Here is a 17,150-nt window from a genome sequence, read left to right as displayed (position 1 = left end):
GGAAGATATTGTAATCTGCCCAAACCTTTTGATTATTTTTACTTCATGACAAGCCTCCATTCCTTTAAATCGTTAGCTCTGATTCTGCTGGTATCAATTACTGGCTTTGCGCATGCTGCAGCTATCTATCCAATCGATCAAGCGAGTATTTTGGCGGGTTCAAAATTCGATATCAAGATTGAGTTCAATCAGGTTGCTAGCCCTAGCGATGTCATCATTGAATTAAATGGACTCCCAATTAATAAATTAGTCTCCAGTAAATCTGAATTTATCTCAGATGAAAATGGCAAAGGTAGTGCGGTAATTTATCGGGATGTGCAGTTGGCAAAGGCAGGCAAGTACGAGCTGGTGGCGCGTACTGCGCAAGAAAAGTTAAAAGTGACTTGGGATGTTTACTTTAGCGGTCCGCGAAAAGTAAGGAACGTGATCTTATTTATTGGTGATGGGATGACGATTGCCAATCGAACCGCTGCCCGCGTTTTATCAAAAGGTATCAACGAAGGAAAATACCAGGGTAGATTGGCTTTTGATAATATGCCTAATACTGCAATGATTGGAACCTCTGGCTCAGATTCTTTAATCACTGATTCTGCTAACTCCATGAGCGCATACACCACTGGGCATAAGACTGCTGTTAATGCAATGGGTGTCTATGTATCTCGTGCTAGTGATAACTTATCGCATCCTAAAGTAGAAACCATTTCTGAACTTATAAAGCGTAATACCAAAATGTCAGTTGGTATCGTGTCAGACGCGGAATTGCAGGATGCTACTCCTGGAGCAATGGTTGCGCATACACGCCGTCGAGCTGACAAGCAGTACATTGCCGATCAACTGCTAAAAAGTGGCGCAGAAGTCATTCTTGGTGGTGGGTCAGCTTATTTTTATCCGCAATCGATTAAAGGTTCAAAACGTAAAGACGATAAGAATTTAGTGGATACATTTAAAGCTGATGGATATCAGCTCGCTTTTACAAAGCAAGAGTTGGTAGCTGCCGCTGAAAATAAGAGCACTAAAAAGTTGTTTGGTGTTTTTCATCCAGACAATATGGATGGGTCCTTGGATCGTCTCTTTCTCAAAAAGAATACTGTTGCTCTATACCCAAATCAGCCTGATCTCACTGAGATGACTCAATCTGCAATTGAAGTGTTATCTCGAAACCCTAATGGATTTTTCTTGATGGTGGAGGCTGCTTTAATTGACAAGTTCAACCATCCACTTGATTGGGAGAGAGCGGCATTTGACACCATCATGCTAAGTAATGCAGTGCAAATAGCCAAAGACTTTGCGAAAAAGAATCCAGATACATTAATTATTGTGACGCCTGATCACACTCATAGTGGCTCTATCAGCGGGGTAGTGCATGATGATAAGCCTGGGCCATTACGTGAAAAAGTGGGCGTCTATGCAGCTGCCGGATACCCTAATTATCCTAAGGCTGATGTGCAAGGGTACCCAAGTCAAATTGATGTTTCTAAGCGCCTCGCATTCTTTTATGGCAACTATCCGGATCACTACGAGACTTTGCACCCAAAGCTGGATGGTACGTTTGTGCCTGCAGTAAAAGATGATTCTGGAAAATTTGTGGCGAATCCTAAATATATTCAATTGCAGGAAGATGCAATTCATGTGGGTGGAAACTTGCCATCACATCAGGAGGTAGGAGTGCATACTGCCGATGATGCCGTGTTAAATGCAATCGGCCCTGGATCAGAGAAGTTTAAAGGTTTCATGGATAACACTGAGGTATTTAAGGTGATGGTAGAGTCATTGGGTCTTAGCTCAAAACAATAAATCGCTCTATGGAATTTACGAACAATATTAACTATGTATCGTTAGCCGATACTGCAATCAGCCTTACGGCTGCATTTTTCTTTGGTGGATTAATTGGGCTAGAGCGTCAATATCGCCAACGAACTGCAGGTTTAAGAACGAATATTTTGGTGGCTATCGGGGCGGCGATCTTTGTGGATGCGGCCAATAGACTTACCGGTCATGAAGGTGCCGTCCATGTCATGGCCTATGTGGTTTCGGGTATCGGCTTTCTGGGGGCGGGCGTTATCATGCGCGAAGAGGGGAATGTCCGAGGGATTAATACGGCAGCTACTTTATGGGCCTCCGGTGCGGTAGGCGCTTGTGCTGGCGCCGACTTGATTTTGGAAGCTGGGTTGGCAACCATATTCGTATTAGCGGCCAATACTCTTTTGCGACCTGTGGTGACCTTTATTAACCGCCAACCTCTAGACACCATCTCCGTTGAAGTGACAAACTCGGTTTACATCATTACCCCAAAGCATGCGCAAAAACAGGCGCTAAAGCAATTCATCAAGACTTTAGAGGGGGCAGGTTATCAAACGCAAGATGTTGAAGTGCATCAATTTGGCAGCGATGACGTTGAAATTCAGGCGGTATTAACTGCCTCAGCCGTAGATGGGGATGAAATGGATCGACTAATTGCAAAAATTGCTGATCAAGAGTTTGTATCCCAGGCCTTCTGGAGCCCAAGCACAACAGATTAATGGTCTTTGGTTCAATTGAATTTGACACACTATTGACACAATCTTGCTTCAATATTTGATAGTGAATAAGACTATCCAATATCCGCAAGCTACTGTGACTTGCCCTAATTGCCAAACCTCTGAGATCATTACTTCTGAAGAGGGTGCCCAGCATTTTTATCGTTGCAGATCTTGCAGTGCAATTTTGAAGCCTAAATCAGGTGATTGCTGTATTTTATGCAGCTTTGGTAACCGCGACTGTTCTAGTTCAGAGCAAAATTTAGCAGCTTAGATCAAGGTTCCGCGCCCTATACACAGGGCATTGCTGTGCATTTCATGAATATGTCATTGTTTTTACATAAAATAGACATAATTAGCGCAGCAATCAATATTGAGGAACATTTTGGCAATTAATCCCGTAGATCCTTTAATAAACTCCGCAGAGCTTGTTGCTGCTGTCGATTTAGGATCCAATAGTTTTCGTATGTTAGTCGCTCAGGCGGTAAATACTACCTCGGGTACCCAGTTGCGCCCCATAGATACTCTTCGCGAAACAGTTCGTTTGGCGGCCGGCCTGACGGAAAATAAGTTACTTGGCAACGATGCTTACCAGCGCGGCTTAGTTGCTGTTAGGCGATTTGGAGAGCGAATTAGGGGGTTTGATCCTTCTAATGTTCGAGCAGTTGCTACCAATACTTTGCGGGTTGCAAAAAATGCCCCGCAATTTGTGGAGGATGCACAGGCGGCATTGGGATTTCCGATTGAAGTGATTGCAGGTGTTGAAGAGGCGCGCCTGATTTATATCGGAGCTGCGCATGAGGTTCAGGCTGTTCAGGGCAATAGATTGGTCATCGATATTGGTGGAGGTTCAACCGAATTTATTATTGGCAAAGGCTATGAGCCAAAGTTAATGGAGAGTCTTTATATTGGCTGTGTATCACATAGTCTGCGTTTTTTCCCTAAAGGGAATATCGATGCGTATGCCTTTAAAGAGGCTGAGTTGGCAGCTCGTCGTGAAATACAAGTCATTTCTGGCGCTTATTTAAAAAGCGGCTGGAAGCAAGTCATTGGATCCTCTGGAACTGCCAGGGCTTTAGCAGATCTAATTGCGACTAATAATTTCAATAGACATGATGATGGTTTAACCATGGGTCGCGTCAATGGCACAAGCGGACTTATCACTCGCGAAGGCTTGAAGAATCTTAAAAAGCATCTCCTGAAGTATGAACATGTAAATCAAGTTGAACTTGAGGGATTGAAGGATGATAGAAGAGCCGTATGGCCCGGAGGTTTAGCGATTATGCTGGCCGCCTTCGATGAATTAGGTATTGAAGAAATGGAAGTGACAGATGCCGCTTTACGAAGTGGTGTTTTATATGACTTACTTGGCCGTTCTCAACATCATGACATGCGCTATGTCACTGTAGAGCAATTTATGCAACGATATGCAGTTGATCGTGAGCAAGCAGACAGAGTGGGTAAGTTAGCAGCAGATTTTCTCCAGCAATTACCTAAACCTCAATCTGAAAGTAGGGCTGATAATGTTGCACTATTACAATGGGCCGCTAATCTCCATGAGATTGGATTGTCAATCTCCCATAACGGGTATCACAAGCACTCTGCCTATATAGCGGGTAATGCAGATATGCCTGGATTCTCTAAGAACGACCAGGCAAGGCTTGCTGCGCTATTGATCGGTCATACCGGTAAGCTTGGCAAGTTAGCCAATAATCACGGCTTTGAAGACTGGCGCATGCTTTTTTGTTTACGCTTGGCTCAAGTACTCTGCCGTGGACGAAGTGATATCAGCCTCCCTAAAGTAAAAGTTTCTGAGCATGATGGCTCGTATTTGGTAAGTCTGTCAAAAGAGTGGGCTGATGAACACCCTTTGACAGAATTTAGTCTTTTAAAAGAGGCTGCAGAGTGGGAGAGAGTTGGTCGTTCTTATCAAGTGAGCTTTAAGTAAGCTTTTTACTGAGAAGTTCATTCCTTAAAACTAGAGACCTAAGAAATGCTTTGCGTAACGCGGATTAATTTCAGACAGTCGCAGCATTGTTAATAGATCAGCAGTATTAAAGTCTGGATCCCAAGCAGGGGCACTGCAAATTTTGGCTCCGAGCTTGAGGTAGCCCTTAATCAAGGGGGGAGGCTGCACATCCAGGCCACCATTAAGCTTATCTAAAGGCAAAGGCAAGCGTGGAAAGGCGTGGAACTCTGTAGGCGCCATTTGATCATTGCCGAGTGAGTTATAAAGGCTCGCTGCAAAGTGTCCGCCATCAGCCATGGGGATGCTGGCGCATCCCAACATAATTTCGTAGCCATTCTTTTGCATGTACTGAGCCAAGCCACTCCACAGGGCCATAATCACGGCGCCGGAGCGGTAGTCTTGATGAACACAGGATCTTCCTAGCTCAACTAATTTAGGGCGTAGGTGATTGATGCGAGATAAGTCAAACTCAGAATCAGAATAGAGACGTCCTATTTCTTGGGCCTTATGTGGTGGCAGGACGCGGTAGGTGCCTACGACCTTTAGAGTATCTTGATCACGAATTAATAGATGGTCGCAATAAGTATCAAATTCATCAACATCGAGACCTTCTGCATTCATCGCCAGGTTCGCTCCCATCTCTTCGGCAAATACTTTGTAGCGTAATCTTTGCGCCTCTTTAATTTCGCCTAGAGTACTTGCCCAAACAATCTGAAATGCAGGTTTTTTAGGCTTATCAAGCTGTGCCGCAGGGGTTATTATCGGCTCTCTAAGTTCAGCCCTAGTCTTGGTAACAAACTTCTTTCCAAATAGTTTCTTAGCAATTTTTTTAGAAAGTTTTGTGAATGCATTGGGCTTTTTTCTTTTGAGCGCTTTAATTTTCTTAGGGGCGAAAATCTCAAATGAGCCGATTGGGTTGGGAATATCAGACATGGCTGGCCTTATTAATTAAATAGTTGGGTAGATAGCTCATTTAGAGACTAAGAATCAAAGGACTGCAGACTGCAATCCAAAGTAGCGCTGCCACAACGAGGGCAAGCATGACGGCAGCGCTACCAAAATCTTTTGCGCGCTTGGAAAGATCGTGGTGCTCAAAAGAAATTCGATCTATCGCCGCCTCTACACTGGAATTCAGTAGTTCAATGACGAGCACCATTACCAGAGAAGAGACTAGAAGCGACTTTTCTAAAAGCGATATTGGTAATGCAAATGCAATGGGCATTAGTAATACAAGCAGGGTAAGCTCTTGTCGAAAAGCGCTTTCTTCTCGGAAGGCATATACCAATCCGCACCAAGAGTTCTTGGCCGCATGCCATGCTCTAGTAAGACCTCGGTTGCCCTTATGTGGGTTCTGGTCAACGTGGTAGGGAAAGTTCACGAATAACTTTCTTTAAGCTAAAGCGGTGACGTGAACTTCTGGCGTTGGCACAGGCTTCAGATGTTGTGCAAATTGCTCGGAAGCCGCACGCCAAGAGAATTTCTCAGCATGAGCACGTGCTACCTCGCGTGGGATCTTGAGAGCTTGCATACAGGCCTCTCTTAAATCTTCATTCATTGCCCCTGAGTTTGAATTTCCTAGTACATCAATAGGGCCTGTGACTGGATATGCTGCCACAGGCGTGCCGCATGCCATTGCTTCTAATAAAACAAGTCCAAATGTATCGGTTTTACTTGGAAATACAAATACATCTGCAGCTGCATACACTTTGGCTAACTCATGTTGCTGTAAGACGCCTAGATAGTTCACTTCTGGATATTTTTCTTTTATTCCAGCCAGAGCCGGTCCATCTCCTACCACCCACTTCGAACCTGGTAAATCAATTTCTAAAAATGCATTGATATTTTTTTCAACAGCTACACGCCCTACATATAAGAAGATAGGGTGAGCGGTATTAAGCGCCTTTGAATCCTGCATCTTAAAAATGTCGAGATCCACACCACGTGACCACAGAACCACATTCTTGAGACCAAATTTTTCGAGATCGTCTTTAACCACAATGGTTGGTGCCATGACTGCCATAGATGGACCATGAAACCAGCGAATAAATGCATAGGTAATGCCCAATGGAATGCCTGTACGTGCCTTGACGTACTCGGGAAAGCGGGTGTGATATGCGGTAGAAAAGGGGAGGTGATTTTTTACTGCATAGGCGCGAGCAGATAATCCTAATGGACCTTCGGTGGCGATGTGCATGGCATCAGGCGCAAATTCTTTAATTCGACGTGCCACCTCTTTGCCTGGAAAGAGGGATAAGGCGATATCAGGATAGGTTGGGCATGGAATGGATTTAAAACCGGTTGGGGTGATCATCTCCACCTCATGACCCATGGCAATTAATTCCGCGCGGGTTTGCTTAAGAGTGCGGACAACACCGTTCACCTGCGGATCCCATGCATCGGTAATGATCATAATTTTCATAGCGCAGCCTCTTTAATAAGTGATTCAATAGCGGTTGGAAGGGAAGCTTGAATGGCTTCTACTGGCTCGCCTTTGATGTGCGTCCAGTGAATGATTTTGAGTTCACCAGTTTGTGTTTCAACCAAGGCAGTGAGGCTTTCGACCCAATCGCCATCGTTGCAGTACAACAAGCCATCGATCTCACGGATTTCTGCCTTGTGAATATGTCCGCAAACAACGCCATCACAGCCCCTTAGACGTGCTTCTCTAGCCATAATGTGCTCAAAATCTGCGATATAGCTGACTGCGTTTTTTACCTGGTGCTTGAGGTATTGAGATAGAGACCAATACTGCAAGCCCATCTTGGCGCGGAGCATATTGAAGTAGCGGTTGACGTAAAGAATGAATGAATACATAGTGTCGCCAACATAGGCAAGCCACTTGGCGTATTGCATCACTCCATCAAATTGATCGCCATGAGTTACCCATAGCTTTCTGCCATCGACCGTTGTATGGATTACCTCTTCCACTACCTTGACATCACCAAACGAAAGCCCAAAGAATTGTCTGGCACTTTCATCATGATTGCCGGGGACATAGATAACTTCGCTGCCTTTACGAGCCTTGCGCAGGAGTTTTTGCACTACGTCATTGTGTGATTGGGGCCAGTAGAATGACTTCTTAAGTCTCCAGCCATCAATAATGTCGCCTACCAGATAGAATTTCTCAGCTTCGTTATGCTTAAGAAAATCGAGAAGGTAGTTTGCCTGACACCCTGATGTTCCCAGGTGTACATCTGAAATCCAGATCGCTTTGTAATACATCATGAAACAGTATTAAGCCAATGGAGTATGAAAGCAGCATGACAGTTCTAAGTCAGTTTTATGACGATGCAATAATTATTGGAATTTGATTTATATTGCTAATCCATATGAGCAAGAAGCATTCCCTAATTCAATCGAGAAATACATCAGTAGCTTGGTGTTGGGTTCTGGTATGGGCTCACGTGATCGCTGGCTTGGCTACTTTGTCTTTTCAGTTTCCCTTTGCGGATCCACAAAGAAAAAATAAGCTGATTCAGGCTTGGTCAAAAAGATTGCTAAATATTTTTGGCATCGAGCTAAGGTTAAAAAATCAAGCAATTCTTCCAAATACTCCATTCCTGCTTGCTTCGAACCATATTTCTTGGATGGATATCCATGCAATCAATGCTTTTAACCCCATTTGTTTTGTTGCAAAGTCAGATGTAGAGGGGTGGCCGATTTTTGGTTGGATGGCAAAGCAGTTAGGTACTGTATTTATTAAGCGAGACAATGCTCGTCATGGGAAGAAGGTTGCGGAGGATGTAAGCAGAGTTCTTGCATCTCATTCTGTCTGCATTTTTCCTGAAGGCACCTCCACGCTAGGGGAGACCGTGTTGCCATTCAGGCCAAATTTATTTGAATCTGCTGTGATTGCTGGCGTCCCCGTCTATTCCTTAGCAATCTCCTATTGGTCATCAGCGTCTGGCGAAAGAAGCGATGTGGCAGCCTTTGTTGGGGAAATGGGGCTGCTTGAATCTATGGCTAAGATTTTGCATGATCGTCAGTTGATCGTCGAATTAACCTTTTTACCTCCCTCTGGAGGGCATCCAGAAGCATCCAGAGATCGCAAGTGGCTAGCCTTGCATAGCCAGGAGGCTATTTCTGATCATTTAAAGGCTGAACTGCGCTTGATGTAATAAATATGTCATCATTTCTCACTATAAAGAATGTACTAAAGGGAGCGAAAGCTAATGACATCGAAGCATAAAGAGATGGCCGAGTGGTATCGCCGTGCTCAAGAAGAGATTCTTGATAGCATGGATGAAGAGCTTGAAATGGAGCTTGATGATGATCGCCTATCGCCTGATGGTAGTGAAAGTTCCCAAATCCCCCGCAATGTTTACTTCAAGGAGCTTTTTAGACTTCAGGGCGAGCTGGTAAAGCTCCAAGACTGGGTGGTGGCAAATAAGCTCAAGGTGGCAGTCTTATTTGAAGGTCGTGATTCTGCGGGTAAGGGTGGCGCCATCAAACGCATTACCCAGCGTCTTAATCCACGCGTTTGCAAGGTAGTTGCTTTGCCGGCACCTAACGAACGTGAAAAGACACAGTGGTACTTTCAAAGATATATTTCTCATTTGCCCGCAGGCGGTGAGATCGTTTTATTCGATCGCAGTTGGTACAACCGTGCTGGTGTTGAGAGAGTGATGGGGTTTTGTACTGATTACGAATACGAGGAGTTTTTAAGAACCGTTCCTGATCTTGAGCGAATGATGATTAGCTCCGGCATTATCTTAATTAAATACTGGTTTTCTATTTCTGATGATGAACAGTACAACCGCTTCATGATGCGCATTCATGATCCATTAAAGCAGTGGAAATTGAGTCCAATGGATTTAGAGGCTAGAAGGCTTTGGGAGGCTTATACCAAGGCAAAAGAAACCATGCTTGAGCGTACGCATATTCCAGAGGCGCCATGGTGGGTTGTAGCCGCCAATGACAAGAAAAAGGCGCGCTTAAACTGTATAACGCACCTGCTGAGTCAGATTCCTTATCAAGAAATTGATCATCCTCTGATTACATTGCCTGCACGCGTACACAATCCAGATTATTTAAGGGGCCCAGTACCTCCTGAAATGTACGTGCCTGAAGTCTTCTGAAGAATTTTATTTTTCAAGTTTAGATAAATCGCCATCCCATTTAAAGACGACATCTCTATCCGTCTTCAGTAGTGGCTTATCTTTTCCGGGGTAGGACACTCTAGAGAGTAAATCTCGAATTAAATTTAAGTGAGCCAGCTTCTTGTCGTTAGCCTTAACAATTGTCCAAGGCGCATCTTTAGGACTGGTTCTCTCCAGCATTTCATTTCTACATTTACTGTAGGCATTCCAATTTTTCTGCGCTTGCTGGTCGATAGGGCTGATCTTCCACTGCTTTAGAGGATTATTTTCCCTATCCTTAAGACGCAAAGCCTGCTCTTTCTTGGAGATATCTAAATAGTATTTTAGGATAGTGATGTCTGAGCGCGCTAAAATGGATTCAAAGTCATTTACGGTTTCAATAAAATTAACGTATTGAGCTTTGGTGCAGAAATTCATAACCCGTTCAACGCCAGCTCGGTTGTACCAGCTGCGGTTGAATAGGACAAACTCACCTTGTTTGGGTAGTTGTGCCACATATCTCTGAAAGTACCACTCAGCAGATTCGCTATCCGATGGTTTACCAAGCGCAACAATACGGGTTTCACGTGGGCTCAGATGTTCTGTGATGGCTTTAATGGTCCCATCTTTACCCGCTGTATCTCGACCTTCTAGTATGACCAGGATCTGATCACCATTTTTGATGAGGCTGTTTTGCAGCTTCACTAACTCTATTTGCAATAAGCGAAGTGCGGAGTCGTAACTAGACTCCTCAGGCTTATCTTTATTTTTATGACCCATTAACTTGCTTCACTATTGGCTGCAGGTTTTTTAGCGGCAGCTCTTTTAGCCGGCGCTTTTTTAGTAGGGGTCTTCTTTGCGGTGACTTTCTTAACTGCAGCCTTCTTAGTAGGTGCTTTTTTGGCTGCCGCTGATTTCTTGGTGGGGGTCTTTTTGTCGGCTACCTTTTTATCCAACTTATCCAAAGCTTTTGCTAGCTTATCAATGAGTTTTTCTCTATCGGACTCTAATTTATCGAGTTTTTTTAATAGTTGCTTCACTAGTTTCTTTTGGCTCATGATTTTCCTTGTAATTATTTATGGACTATTAGTAAATCTTCACTGTCAGGCTCATCCTACGTTTTAAACCTATCAATTTCAAGCGTATATGACACTTTTGTGACGGCTATCTACCGTGTAAGAGGCTCTAATGCATAGTGACCTAGAATATCTATACTTTCTACCCTAAAGGTTTCTCTATAAATGACAAGTCATTACGCCCTTATTAGCATCGCTCTGCTATTGGTAGCTTGCTCAACGCCACAAAGTGAGTTTGGTGTCTATCAACAGTCAGATGGCACGATTGGAGTGCATGCACCCAAAAATTCAAAAGAGACTGACGCTCAAGAAGCTGCTCTCATAGAATGTAAAAAGCAGGGCAAAAGAACAGTGACGATTCTAGAAAGCAGAAAAACGGTCAATGACCGTTTTCCCTTTACTTATATCTATCTTTGCAGATAGTGGCGGACAGTTACTCCGCCGTCTTTTTGATTAAATTAGCTTAGCAGCCACTTCTTAATCGATTTGTTTACGCACATCGCGTCTAAAGCAAGACCAAAGAACTCGGATCCATTAGTTACCATGCTCTCAATCGCTTCCACTTTGCCTGACTTGATGCCACGCAAATAGGTTGCTGCACGATAGCGCAAGAAGTGCTCTGTTTCGCCTTCTTCATTCTCGGTAGAGCAAAGCTCTAAGCTACCATAGCGAGTTTCTGGGTTGATGTTCAAGATAGCCAAGCTAACAGCACCAACTAATTTCTCAGGAACTGGGATAGGCACATAAGAATAGAGGGAGATCATCATTTCTTCTTCATCTACTTCAATGATGTGATCAATATCCAGCACATCTTTTTCAGTTAATTCAGTCTCGCCAGAATCGCCACCACCAAAAGTAGACTCAAACTGCAACATCGCAGTATTGCTTCCTTTGGAGATCTCGATCATGTCAGGGTAGCCAAGCAAGCCTTTCCACCAATACATTAATGAGAAGGTGCAAGGCTTCACTTCAACCAGTCCCTTTTTAGTGGACTTCGCAAAATACAAACCATAAAACTCGTCATCTTGCTCAAGACCATATTGGTCTACTTTTGGTGATTTAGATGAAGTTGGTTTTACCGCCTTCTTGGCAACTTTCTTCGCTGCTGGTTTTTTTACTACCTTTTTTACTGTCTTTTTGCTTGCGACTTTCTTAGTAGCAACTTTCTTGACAGCTTTTTTTGCAGGGGCTTTTGTTACCACCTTGGTAGCTACTTTCTTTTTTGCTGGAGACTTCTTTGTAGCCATGGTCTATTACCCTTCTTTTGGTAGTTATTGTGCTTAATGCACTAGCTGATATTACTGCAATTTCCCTAAGGAATTCGCCTTTGCTATATGGGGTTTTTCCGGCGAATTACAAGGGGGCGGAGTAAACAAAAAGATGTCAAAAAAGATTGTTCTTGGAATAGAGGGTTGCTAAACTAAGTTTGAGAAGTTTTGATAAACCAAATATGAAGAGGGTCTATGTTTCCTGAATATCGCGAACTCATTACTAAGTTGAAAACGTCAGATCGTCACTTTTCGCATTTATTTGATAAACACAATAATTTAGATCAGAAGATCCTGCGCATGGAGGCTCATACTGAGCCAAGCACTCCTGAAGAAATTGAGATTTTGAAGAAGGAAAAGCTTTTATTGAAGGACCAGATCTACGCAGTTCTCAAAAAGGCGAGCGCTTAAGTCAATCTGGTGAGAAAAGCCTAGATATCGTTTTAATCTAGGCTTTCTTCAGAAAGCAGGCCTTAAGCAACATATTGCCAGCCTCGGTTTTGCAATCTACCTCGTGGTCACCAGAAACCAATCGAATACCTTTAATTTTGGTTCCTACCTTTAGTGTTGTAGATGAACCCTTCACTTTGAGGTCTTTAATCAGGGTCACGGTATCGCCGTCTGCTAAGAGGTTGCCATTGGCATCCTTCACGATCAATCCAGCCTCAATTTCTTCTGTGGCTGCAGCTATAGGCCATTCATGGCCACATTGGGCGCAAACGTAATTCTCCCCATCGGGGTAGGTCATATCTTCCTGGCAGACAGGGCACTTCGGTAAATTATCTGTACTCATAGGCGTATTTTAGTCTAGGGGTGGTTGGGGGCGATCGATTGCCTGTATCGCTTTAGAATGGTCGGGTGAACAAAGTTCTAAAGATTTCCCTGATTGCCTTTATCGCCTTCCTTTTGTTGGCGGGCTTAGGTGCTTGGTATGCAGCATCCTTCATTAATCCCACGCAACTCACGAAGCTTCTCAGCTCCTCGGTCAAAGACGCTACTGGCCGTGATCTCAAAATCAGTGGGTCTGTGAGTCTAAATCTGTTTCCAGTGATCAGCGTGAAGGCAGAGCAGGTATCTTTAAGTAATACCTCTTGGGCAAGTAATCCCGATATGCTGACATTCCAGCAAATTGAGTTAGATATCAGAACTCTCCCTTTACTGAAGGGTAGTGTTGAGATCAGCAGAATAGGCGTCAAAGGATTAGAAGCCAACCTGCAAACCAATAAAGCCGGAGAGGGTAATTGGAATTTCACCCCGCCAGTCTTGACTAGCAATGGTTCAGCAACCCAAACCCTAAGTAATGCAGCAGGCAATGATTCTGCAGATAGCACCTTTGTTTCTATTAAGACGCTGGACATTGTTGATGCCATCATCCGTTATCAAGACGGCAATCAGGCCGCAAAAGTCATTCGTCTCCCGAGGCTAACTTTGGGTAGTAGAGATGGAAGATCCACGATTCTGTTGGATGTTCAGTACGAAAAATATAGTCTGAATCTAAAAGGTTCAACGGGTTCGATACGTAACGCATACTTTGCCTGGGATCAGTCTCCGGTAAAGATGGATCTGGATTTATCTCTCACCCTCAATGGAAAATCGCTTGCCATTAAGGGAGAAATTGATAAGAAGCCTCAGGTTTTGCCACAATTTAGGATTGATTTAAATTCCAAATCCTTTGATTTAGCCCCATTGGCTGGGTCCGCTGCCATTGCTGGCAAAGCTGGAAGTTCTACCTCTTCAAGTACGCATAAAGCCCAAGGTAAATATTTCTTCTCAGACGAGTCGCTGCCATTTGATGTATTGCCTTTGGCTGATGGGTCTATCAATATTAATATTGCTGAGCTAGGTATACCAGGACAAGTCCCATTTACGAACTTTAAAACGACACTGCAATTTAAGAAAAACAGTATCGATGCAAATGACGTCAGTTTTAATCTTGGTAAGGGCAGTGCTCATGCACAAATCTCCATTGGTGGTTTTGATGGATCAGCTCCCAAGGTATCTCTTAAGGGCCTCGCTAAAGACTTTAACTTGGAGCAAATTATTGCGACTACGGATTCGAGTGCCAAAGTTTCAGGAGGCGATACTCGTATAGCCTGGAATTTACGAGGAAGTGGCGTAAGCCCCCATCAACTCGCTAGCAGTGCCACTGGCGCACTTCAGATTTCAGTAGGGCAGGGGAAAATAGATTCAAAGCTGATTAATAAAGGCGGAGACTTTGTCGTTACAGTATTGGATGCAGTTAACCCAATGCGGAAAAATTCTACCCAAACTATTTTGGAATGTGCTGTTGCCTATTTGCCGGTCAATAACGGGATGATTAATATTCAAGATTCCATTGGCGCAGAAACAGACCGACTCAACATCACTCTATCTGGCTCAATAAATCTCGCGAGCGAAGCCTTAAATCTCAATATCAATCCAAAAGAAAAGTCAGGCTTGACCACCGGTGTTGATCTAGGGGGCCTTGTTAAGATTGAGGGGACATTGCAAAACCCTCAGGCTGGCGTAAATAAGGCGGGAGTAGTCAATAGCGCTGTCTCGATCGGTCTAGGCTTCTTGACTGGGGGAATTAGTATCGCTGCCGAAAATGCTAAATCTTTGGCAACCAAGTCGCAGCCTTGCAAAACAGCGCTGCACTCTTGGTCGGATATCTATTCAGTAAGCAAATAGGAAAAGCTAAGCTCGATAAGGTATTTCTTAAAAGACCAGGCCGCTAACAAAGAGGCTAAATAAAGAAATAAAGATGCTAGCAAAGAATGCGGTCCAGAAGCTGGAGATCGTAAAGCCACTCACTACTGCAGAAACAAGCATTAATACCAAAGCATTAATCACGAGCAGGAAGAGGCCCATAGTGACTACTGTTAGCGGTAGTGTAAAAAGAATTAATAATGGTTTCACAATGGCGTTGGCAAAACCCAGAAGCAGGGCAGCAATAATTAAAGAGCCACCGTCTGCAAAGCGTAAGCCACTAAAAATGTAGCTAGCAACCCAAAGGGATAGAGAGGTTAAGCCCCATTGGACTAAAAATAGCGTTAAGTTACTCATCATTTCCTTTTTAAATTGAGCCTATGTTGGAATATATATTATCAGCAACTTAAGCTGCAGCCTTGTGTTTTATAGGTTTAATCTGCTTGAAGTGAACTTGAATTTGAGAGTTAGTCGCTTTTGCGAACTTGGCTAAAGTGCGCATGGAGGGTAGGCTGGTGCCACTTTCCAGTCTTGCAATTGCGGATTGAGAGGTTTCCATTAGGGTTGCTAATTCTTCCTGGGAAAGACCACTTTTCATCCTGGCTTCTATGATTTCTTTTGCGATCTCAAATTCAATTTGAGTTTCTTCAAATGCTTTTTTATATGCCGGTTCTTTTAGCCAGCGCTTATGTAGGGTTGATATCTTAGTCATAGTAATTTGGCGATTTTCGCTCTCTGTGTTGCGGTAAGAATGGCTTGCGGTGGTGTTTTTTGTGATTTCTTAATAAATGCATGCAAGATCACAATTCTTTTGCCCGTCGCATAAATATAAATTCCCCTAGCTATACCATCTCTCCCCGAGGCTCTAATTTCCCATAATTTATCTCCCAGACTTTTGATGTGGGGCATACCAACCTGTCTAGGGCCAAAAGCTTCTAATAAATTACAAACCCTCACAATGCGACTGCGTATATCGCTTGGAAGTATCTCTAACTCCTTATCTACATCAGTATTTAGTGTTTCTACAATCCATTCGCTCATCAATAGATTATATCAATAATGATATATATCAAAAATGATATTACATGAGACTTAAGAAATCAAGGGGTATTTTTGTGGATTTGTATTAATAGTGAGGAGGAATTTCATCCTTCAGGCTGCCGCCTCCGCCACCACCGCTGCTAGCTTGCTCTTTGATGGCTTTGAGTTCGCGATACAGAAACTCAATTTGTTGCTGCTGTTTGTAAATTGTTTCGTTCAGTTTCTCGATGAGATCTTCGGTAAAGCTCAGCTTGATCTCTAAATTGGTGATTCTTTCTTCAGACATATTCAAGTCGCCTTCTTATTCAGAGATGAGTTCAAAGCGACCATCTTCCATTTCTGTTTTAGGTCTAATCCAAAAATCATGTGATTGCATCGATTCATAAACATAGGCAGGCTCGAGGGTGGCCTCTACATTCGCAAGAAAGACAACTCTATAAAAGCCGCCAGTCTTGATGTGTCTGAGTTTGCTACCTGGTTTAAATAGGCCGTCATCAGGATCAGCCATTTTTGGTTTGCTCATGTCGATATTATCAATCAAATGCTGTGTAATCAGAGGTAATGAGAACTAGTTCAGCCGCTGCTTTACTTGTAAATCGAAGTACTTCATTGTCTTTACTCATAAGGGTACACGGCTTTGCGGTAAAGGCTAAGTCTAAAAAGACCTGATCATCGGGATCTTGGCAGAACCAAGGCGCCTTCAGTAGGTCATTGTCATTCAATATTCTCGCCAATCCCTGCCATTGAAGGGTGATCTGCTCTTGTTGGGCTTGGTCTAAAAAAAATAAAGGACGTGCAACCACGTCAGCGAATTCTTCTAGAGTGGCATGAGTAGCCAGCGCATCTATTTTTCCATCAATGAGTGCTTGCTTTAAGTGAAGTGCACGAAAGTCATTAAAGACAAATAGATCTAACAAGACATTGGTATCAAAAACTACCACCTTCATATCTGAGGCCTATTGATTGCTACGCCAAACTTCGGGGGTAATGGTGACTTGCCCTTGGTCAGAAGAAACATAAGCCTCACCATCTTGAATATTGACGTGAATGACCATACTACGCTCAACCAATTTATTTAAATCTTCAGCCTGTTCAGCTGGAATCGAAATCACTTGTAAATTGCGTGCGCGAGTTAGTTTATTGGCAATACCATCCCACCAGATTTTGCTTGTGTGTCCGCCATAGCAATACACAATCACCTGATCTGAGCGACCACAAGCCTTCAAAATGCGCCGCTCGTCTGGCTGGCCAATCTCAATCCACAACTGAATGGCATCGGTCAGGTCTTTAATCCAGAGGTCAGGTTCATCGGTATCGCTAAGACCTTTTGTGAATACCAAGTCTTCGTGAGCCTGCAATGCAAAAGCGATGATCCGGATCATCATTCGCTGCTCAGTCTCTGAGGGGTGCTTGGCAATGGTTAAGGAGTGACTGCCGTAGTAATGACGGTCAGAATCTGCGACATGAAGGTCGGCTTTGTGGATAGTTGCGCGTAGAGCCATAAAGCATTATCG

Annotated in this window: 23 protein-coding genes; 8 read left to right on the top strand and 15 right to left on the bottom strand. The window is 43.6% G+C overall.

Annotation, left to right across the window (positions count from 1 at the left end):
- The first annotated feature begins 45 nt into the window (after nucleotides 1-45).
- From PKF022_RS06135 to ppx, 3 genes are all read left to right on the top strand, one after another.
- On the top strand, nucleotides 46-1,794 hold the full coding sequence (locus PKF022_RS06135) for an alkaline phosphatase (protein ID WP_281776225.1): 1,749 nt from the start codon (nucleotides 46-48) through the stop codon (nucleotides 1,792-1,794).
- Between the two features lie 8 nt (nucleotides 1,795-1,802).
- Nucleotides 1,803-2,519 carry an MgtC/SapB family protein gene (locus tag PKF022_RS06130; RefSeq protein WP_068323533.1) on the top strand — a complete coding sequence of 239 codons (717 nt, stop codon included), beginning with the start codon at nucleotides 1,803-1,805 and terminating at the stop codon, nucleotides 2,517-2,519.
- A 382-nt stretch (nucleotides 2,520-2,901) separates the two neighbouring features.
- The gene (ppx, locus tag PKF022_RS06125) at nucleotides 2,902-4,464 is read left to right on the top strand and encodes an exopolyphosphatase (RefSeq protein WP_281776224.1); all 1,563 of its coding nucleotides are present in this window, start codon (nucleotides 2,902-2,904) and stop codon (nucleotides 4,462-4,464) included.
- Between the two features lie 30 nt (nucleotides 4,465-4,494).
- On the opposite strand, the gene PKF022_RS06120 is transcribed toward ppx, so the two are convergent.
- Genes PKF022_RS06120 through PKF022_RS06105 form a run of 4 tightly spaced genes read right to left on the bottom strand, consistent with a single transcriptional unit; the run spans nucleotide 4,495 to nucleotide 7,707 of the window.
- Entirely contained in the window at nucleotides 4,495-5,418 is a 924-nt protein-coding gene (locus tag PKF022_RS06120; RefSeq protein WP_348773164.1) for a GNAT family N-acyltransferase, read from the bottom strand.
- 40 nt (nucleotides 5,419-5,458) lie between these two features.
- Nucleotides 5,459-5,863 carry a diacylglycerol kinase gene (locus PKF022_RS06115; RefSeq protein WP_281776223.1) on the bottom strand — a complete coding sequence of 135 codons (405 nt, stop codon included), beginning with the start codon at nucleotides 5,861-5,863 and terminating at the stop codon, nucleotides 5,459-5,461.
- Between the two features lie 12 nt (nucleotides 5,864-5,875).
- A complete protein-coding gene (locus PKF022_RS06110) occupies nucleotides 5,876-6,904 on the bottom strand; it encodes a glycosyltransferase family 1 protein (RefSeq protein ID WP_281776222.1) in 1,029 nt (342 codons plus the stop codon).
- Nucleotides 6,901-7,707 carry a UDP-2,3-diacylglucosamine diphosphatase gene (locus tag PKF022_RS06105; RefSeq protein WP_281777478.1) on the bottom strand — a complete coding sequence of 269 codons (807 nt, stop codon included), beginning with the start codon at nucleotides 7,705-7,707 and terminating at the stop codon, nucleotides 6,901-6,903. Before PKF022_RS06105 ends, PKF022_RS06110 begins: the two co-directional genes overlap by 4 nt.
- Before the next feature lie 107 nt (nucleotides 7,708-7,814).
- On the opposite strand from PKF022_RS06105, the gene PKF022_RS06100 reads away from it, so the two are divergent.
- The gene (locus tag PKF022_RS06100) at nucleotides 7,815-8,603 is read left to right on the top strand and encodes a lysophospholipid acyltransferase family protein (protein ID WP_281776221.1); all 789 of its coding nucleotides are present in this window, start codon (nucleotides 7,815-7,817) and stop codon (nucleotides 8,601-8,603) included.
- A gap of 54 nt (nucleotides 8,604-8,657) precedes the next feature.
- On the top strand, nucleotides 8,658-9,563 hold the full coding sequence (gene ppk2, locus PKF022_RS06095) for a polyphosphate kinase 2 (RefSeq protein WP_281776220.1): 906 nt from the start codon (nucleotides 8,658-8,660) through the stop codon (nucleotides 9,561-9,563).
- A 6-nt stretch (nucleotides 9,564-9,569) separates the two neighbouring features.
- Here the strand turns inward: ppk2 (PKF022_RS06095) and ppk2 (PKF022_RS06090) are convergent, their stop codons facing one another.
- On the bottom strand, nucleotides 9,570-10,343 hold the full coding sequence (ppk2, locus tag PKF022_RS06090) for a polyphosphate kinase 2 (RefSeq protein WP_281776219.1): 774 nt from the start codon (nucleotides 10,341-10,343) through the stop codon (nucleotides 9,570-9,572).
- Nucleotides 10,343-10,621 carry a serine/threonine protein kinase gene (locus PKF022_RS06085; protein WP_281776218.1) on the bottom strand — a complete coding sequence of 93 codons (279 nt, stop codon included), beginning with the start codon at nucleotides 10,619-10,621 and terminating at the stop codon, nucleotides 10,343-10,345. Before PKF022_RS06085 ends, ppk2 (PKF022_RS06090) begins: the two co-directional genes overlap by 1 nt.
- 183 nt (nucleotides 10,622-10,804) lie before the next feature.
- On the opposite strand from PKF022_RS06085, the gene PKF022_RS06080 reads away from it, so the two are divergent.
- Nucleotides 10,805-11,062 carry a hypothetical protein gene (locus tag PKF022_RS06080; protein ID WP_281776217.1) on the top strand — a complete coding sequence of 86 codons (258 nt, stop codon included), beginning with the start codon at nucleotides 10,805-10,807 and terminating at the stop codon, nucleotides 11,060-11,062.
- Nucleotides 11,063-11,097: 35 nt separating this feature from the next.
- Here the strand turns inward: PKF022_RS06080 and PKF022_RS06075 are convergent, their stop codons facing one another.
- Nucleotides 11,098-11,886 (bottom strand): hypothetical protein, encoded by a 789-nt coding sequence (locus PKF022_RS06075; RefSeq protein WP_281776216.1) that lies wholly within the window; start codon nucleotides 11,884-11,886, stop codon nucleotides 11,098-11,100.
- A gap of 216 nt (nucleotides 11,887-12,102) precedes the next feature.
- Here PKF022_RS06075 and PKF022_RS06070 point away from each other — a divergent pair, with 216 nt between their 5' ends.
- A complete protein-coding gene (locus tag PKF022_RS06070; RefSeq protein ID WP_216230446.1) occupies nucleotides 12,103-12,318 on the top strand; it encodes a DUF465 domain-containing protein in 216 nt (71 codons plus the stop codon).
- A 37-nt stretch (nucleotides 12,319-12,355) separates the two neighbouring features.
- On the opposite strand, the gene PKF022_RS06065 is transcribed toward PKF022_RS06070, so the two are convergent.
- Entirely contained in the window at nucleotides 12,356-12,700 is a 345-nt protein-coding gene (locus PKF022_RS06065; RefSeq protein ID WP_281776215.1) for a zinc ribbon domain-containing protein YjdM, read from the bottom strand.
- Nucleotides 12,701-12,765: 65 nt separating this feature from the next.
- Between PKF022_RS06065 and PKF022_RS06060 the strand changes: the two genes are divergently transcribed.
- A complete protein-coding gene (locus PKF022_RS06060; RefSeq protein ID WP_281776214.1) occupies nucleotides 12,766-14,577 on the top strand; it encodes an AsmA family protein in 1,812 nt (603 codons plus the stop codon).
- Nucleotides 14,578-14,604: 27 nt separating this feature from the next.
- Here the strand turns inward: PKF022_RS06060 and PKF022_RS06055 are convergent, their stop codons facing one another.
- The 7 genes from PKF022_RS06055 to PKF022_RS06025 all read right to left on the bottom strand — a co-directional run bounded on the left by PKF022_RS06055 (nucleotide 14,605) and on the right by PKF022_RS06025 (nucleotide 17,138).
- Nucleotides 14,605-14,955 (bottom strand): phage holin family protein, encoded by a 351-nt coding sequence (locus PKF022_RS06055; protein WP_281776213.1) that lies wholly within the window; start codon nucleotides 14,953-14,955, stop codon nucleotides 14,605-14,607.
- 46 nt (nucleotides 14,956-15,001) lie between these two features.
- Nucleotides 15,002-15,307 (bottom strand): helix-turn-helix transcriptional regulator, encoded by a 306-nt coding sequence (locus tag PKF022_RS06050; protein WP_281776212.1) that lies wholly within the window; start codon nucleotides 15,305-15,307, stop codon nucleotides 15,002-15,004.
- The gene (locus tag PKF022_RS06045) at nucleotides 15,304-15,636 is read right to left on the bottom strand and encodes a type II toxin-antitoxin system RelE/ParE family toxin (RefSeq protein ID WP_281776211.1); all 333 of its coding nucleotides are present in this window, start codon (nucleotides 15,634-15,636) and stop codon (nucleotides 15,304-15,306) included. Before PKF022_RS06045 ends, PKF022_RS06050 begins: the two co-directional genes overlap by 4 nt.
- Before the next feature lie 85 nt (nucleotides 15,637-15,721).
- Nucleotides 15,722-15,922, bottom strand: coding sequence for a SlyX family protein (locus tag PKF022_RS06040; RefSeq protein ID WP_281776210.1), 201 nt, complete (start codon nucleotides 15,920-15,922; stop codon nucleotides 15,722-15,724).
- Between the two features lie 15 nt (nucleotides 15,923-15,937).
- The gene (locus tag PKF022_RS06035; RefSeq protein ID WP_068323477.1) at nucleotides 15,938-16,159 is read right to left on the bottom strand and encodes a hypothetical protein; all 222 of its coding nucleotides are present in this window, start codon (nucleotides 16,157-16,159) and stop codon (nucleotides 15,938-15,940) included.
- 10 nt (nucleotides 16,160-16,169) lie between these two features.
- Entirely contained in the window at nucleotides 16,170-16,583 is a 414-nt protein-coding gene (locus tag PKF022_RS06030; protein ID WP_281776209.1) for a putative toxin-antitoxin system toxin component, PIN family, read from the bottom strand.
- A 9-nt stretch (nucleotides 16,584-16,592) separates the two neighbouring features.
- Nucleotides 16,593-17,138: a YaeQ family protein gene (locus PKF022_RS06025; RefSeq protein WP_281776208.1), complete on the bottom strand. Its 546-nt coding sequence runs from the start codon at nucleotides 17,136-17,138 to the stop codon at nucleotides 16,593-16,595.
- Nucleotides 17,139-17,150: the final 12 nt, after the last annotated feature.

The organism is Polynucleobacter sp. KF022, assembly GCF_027924105.1.
Taxonomy (GTDB): Bacteria; Pseudomonadota; Gammaproteobacteria; order Burkholderiales; family Burkholderiaceae; genus Polynucleobacter.
This window is presented reverse-complemented; position numbering and strand designations above follow the sequence as displayed.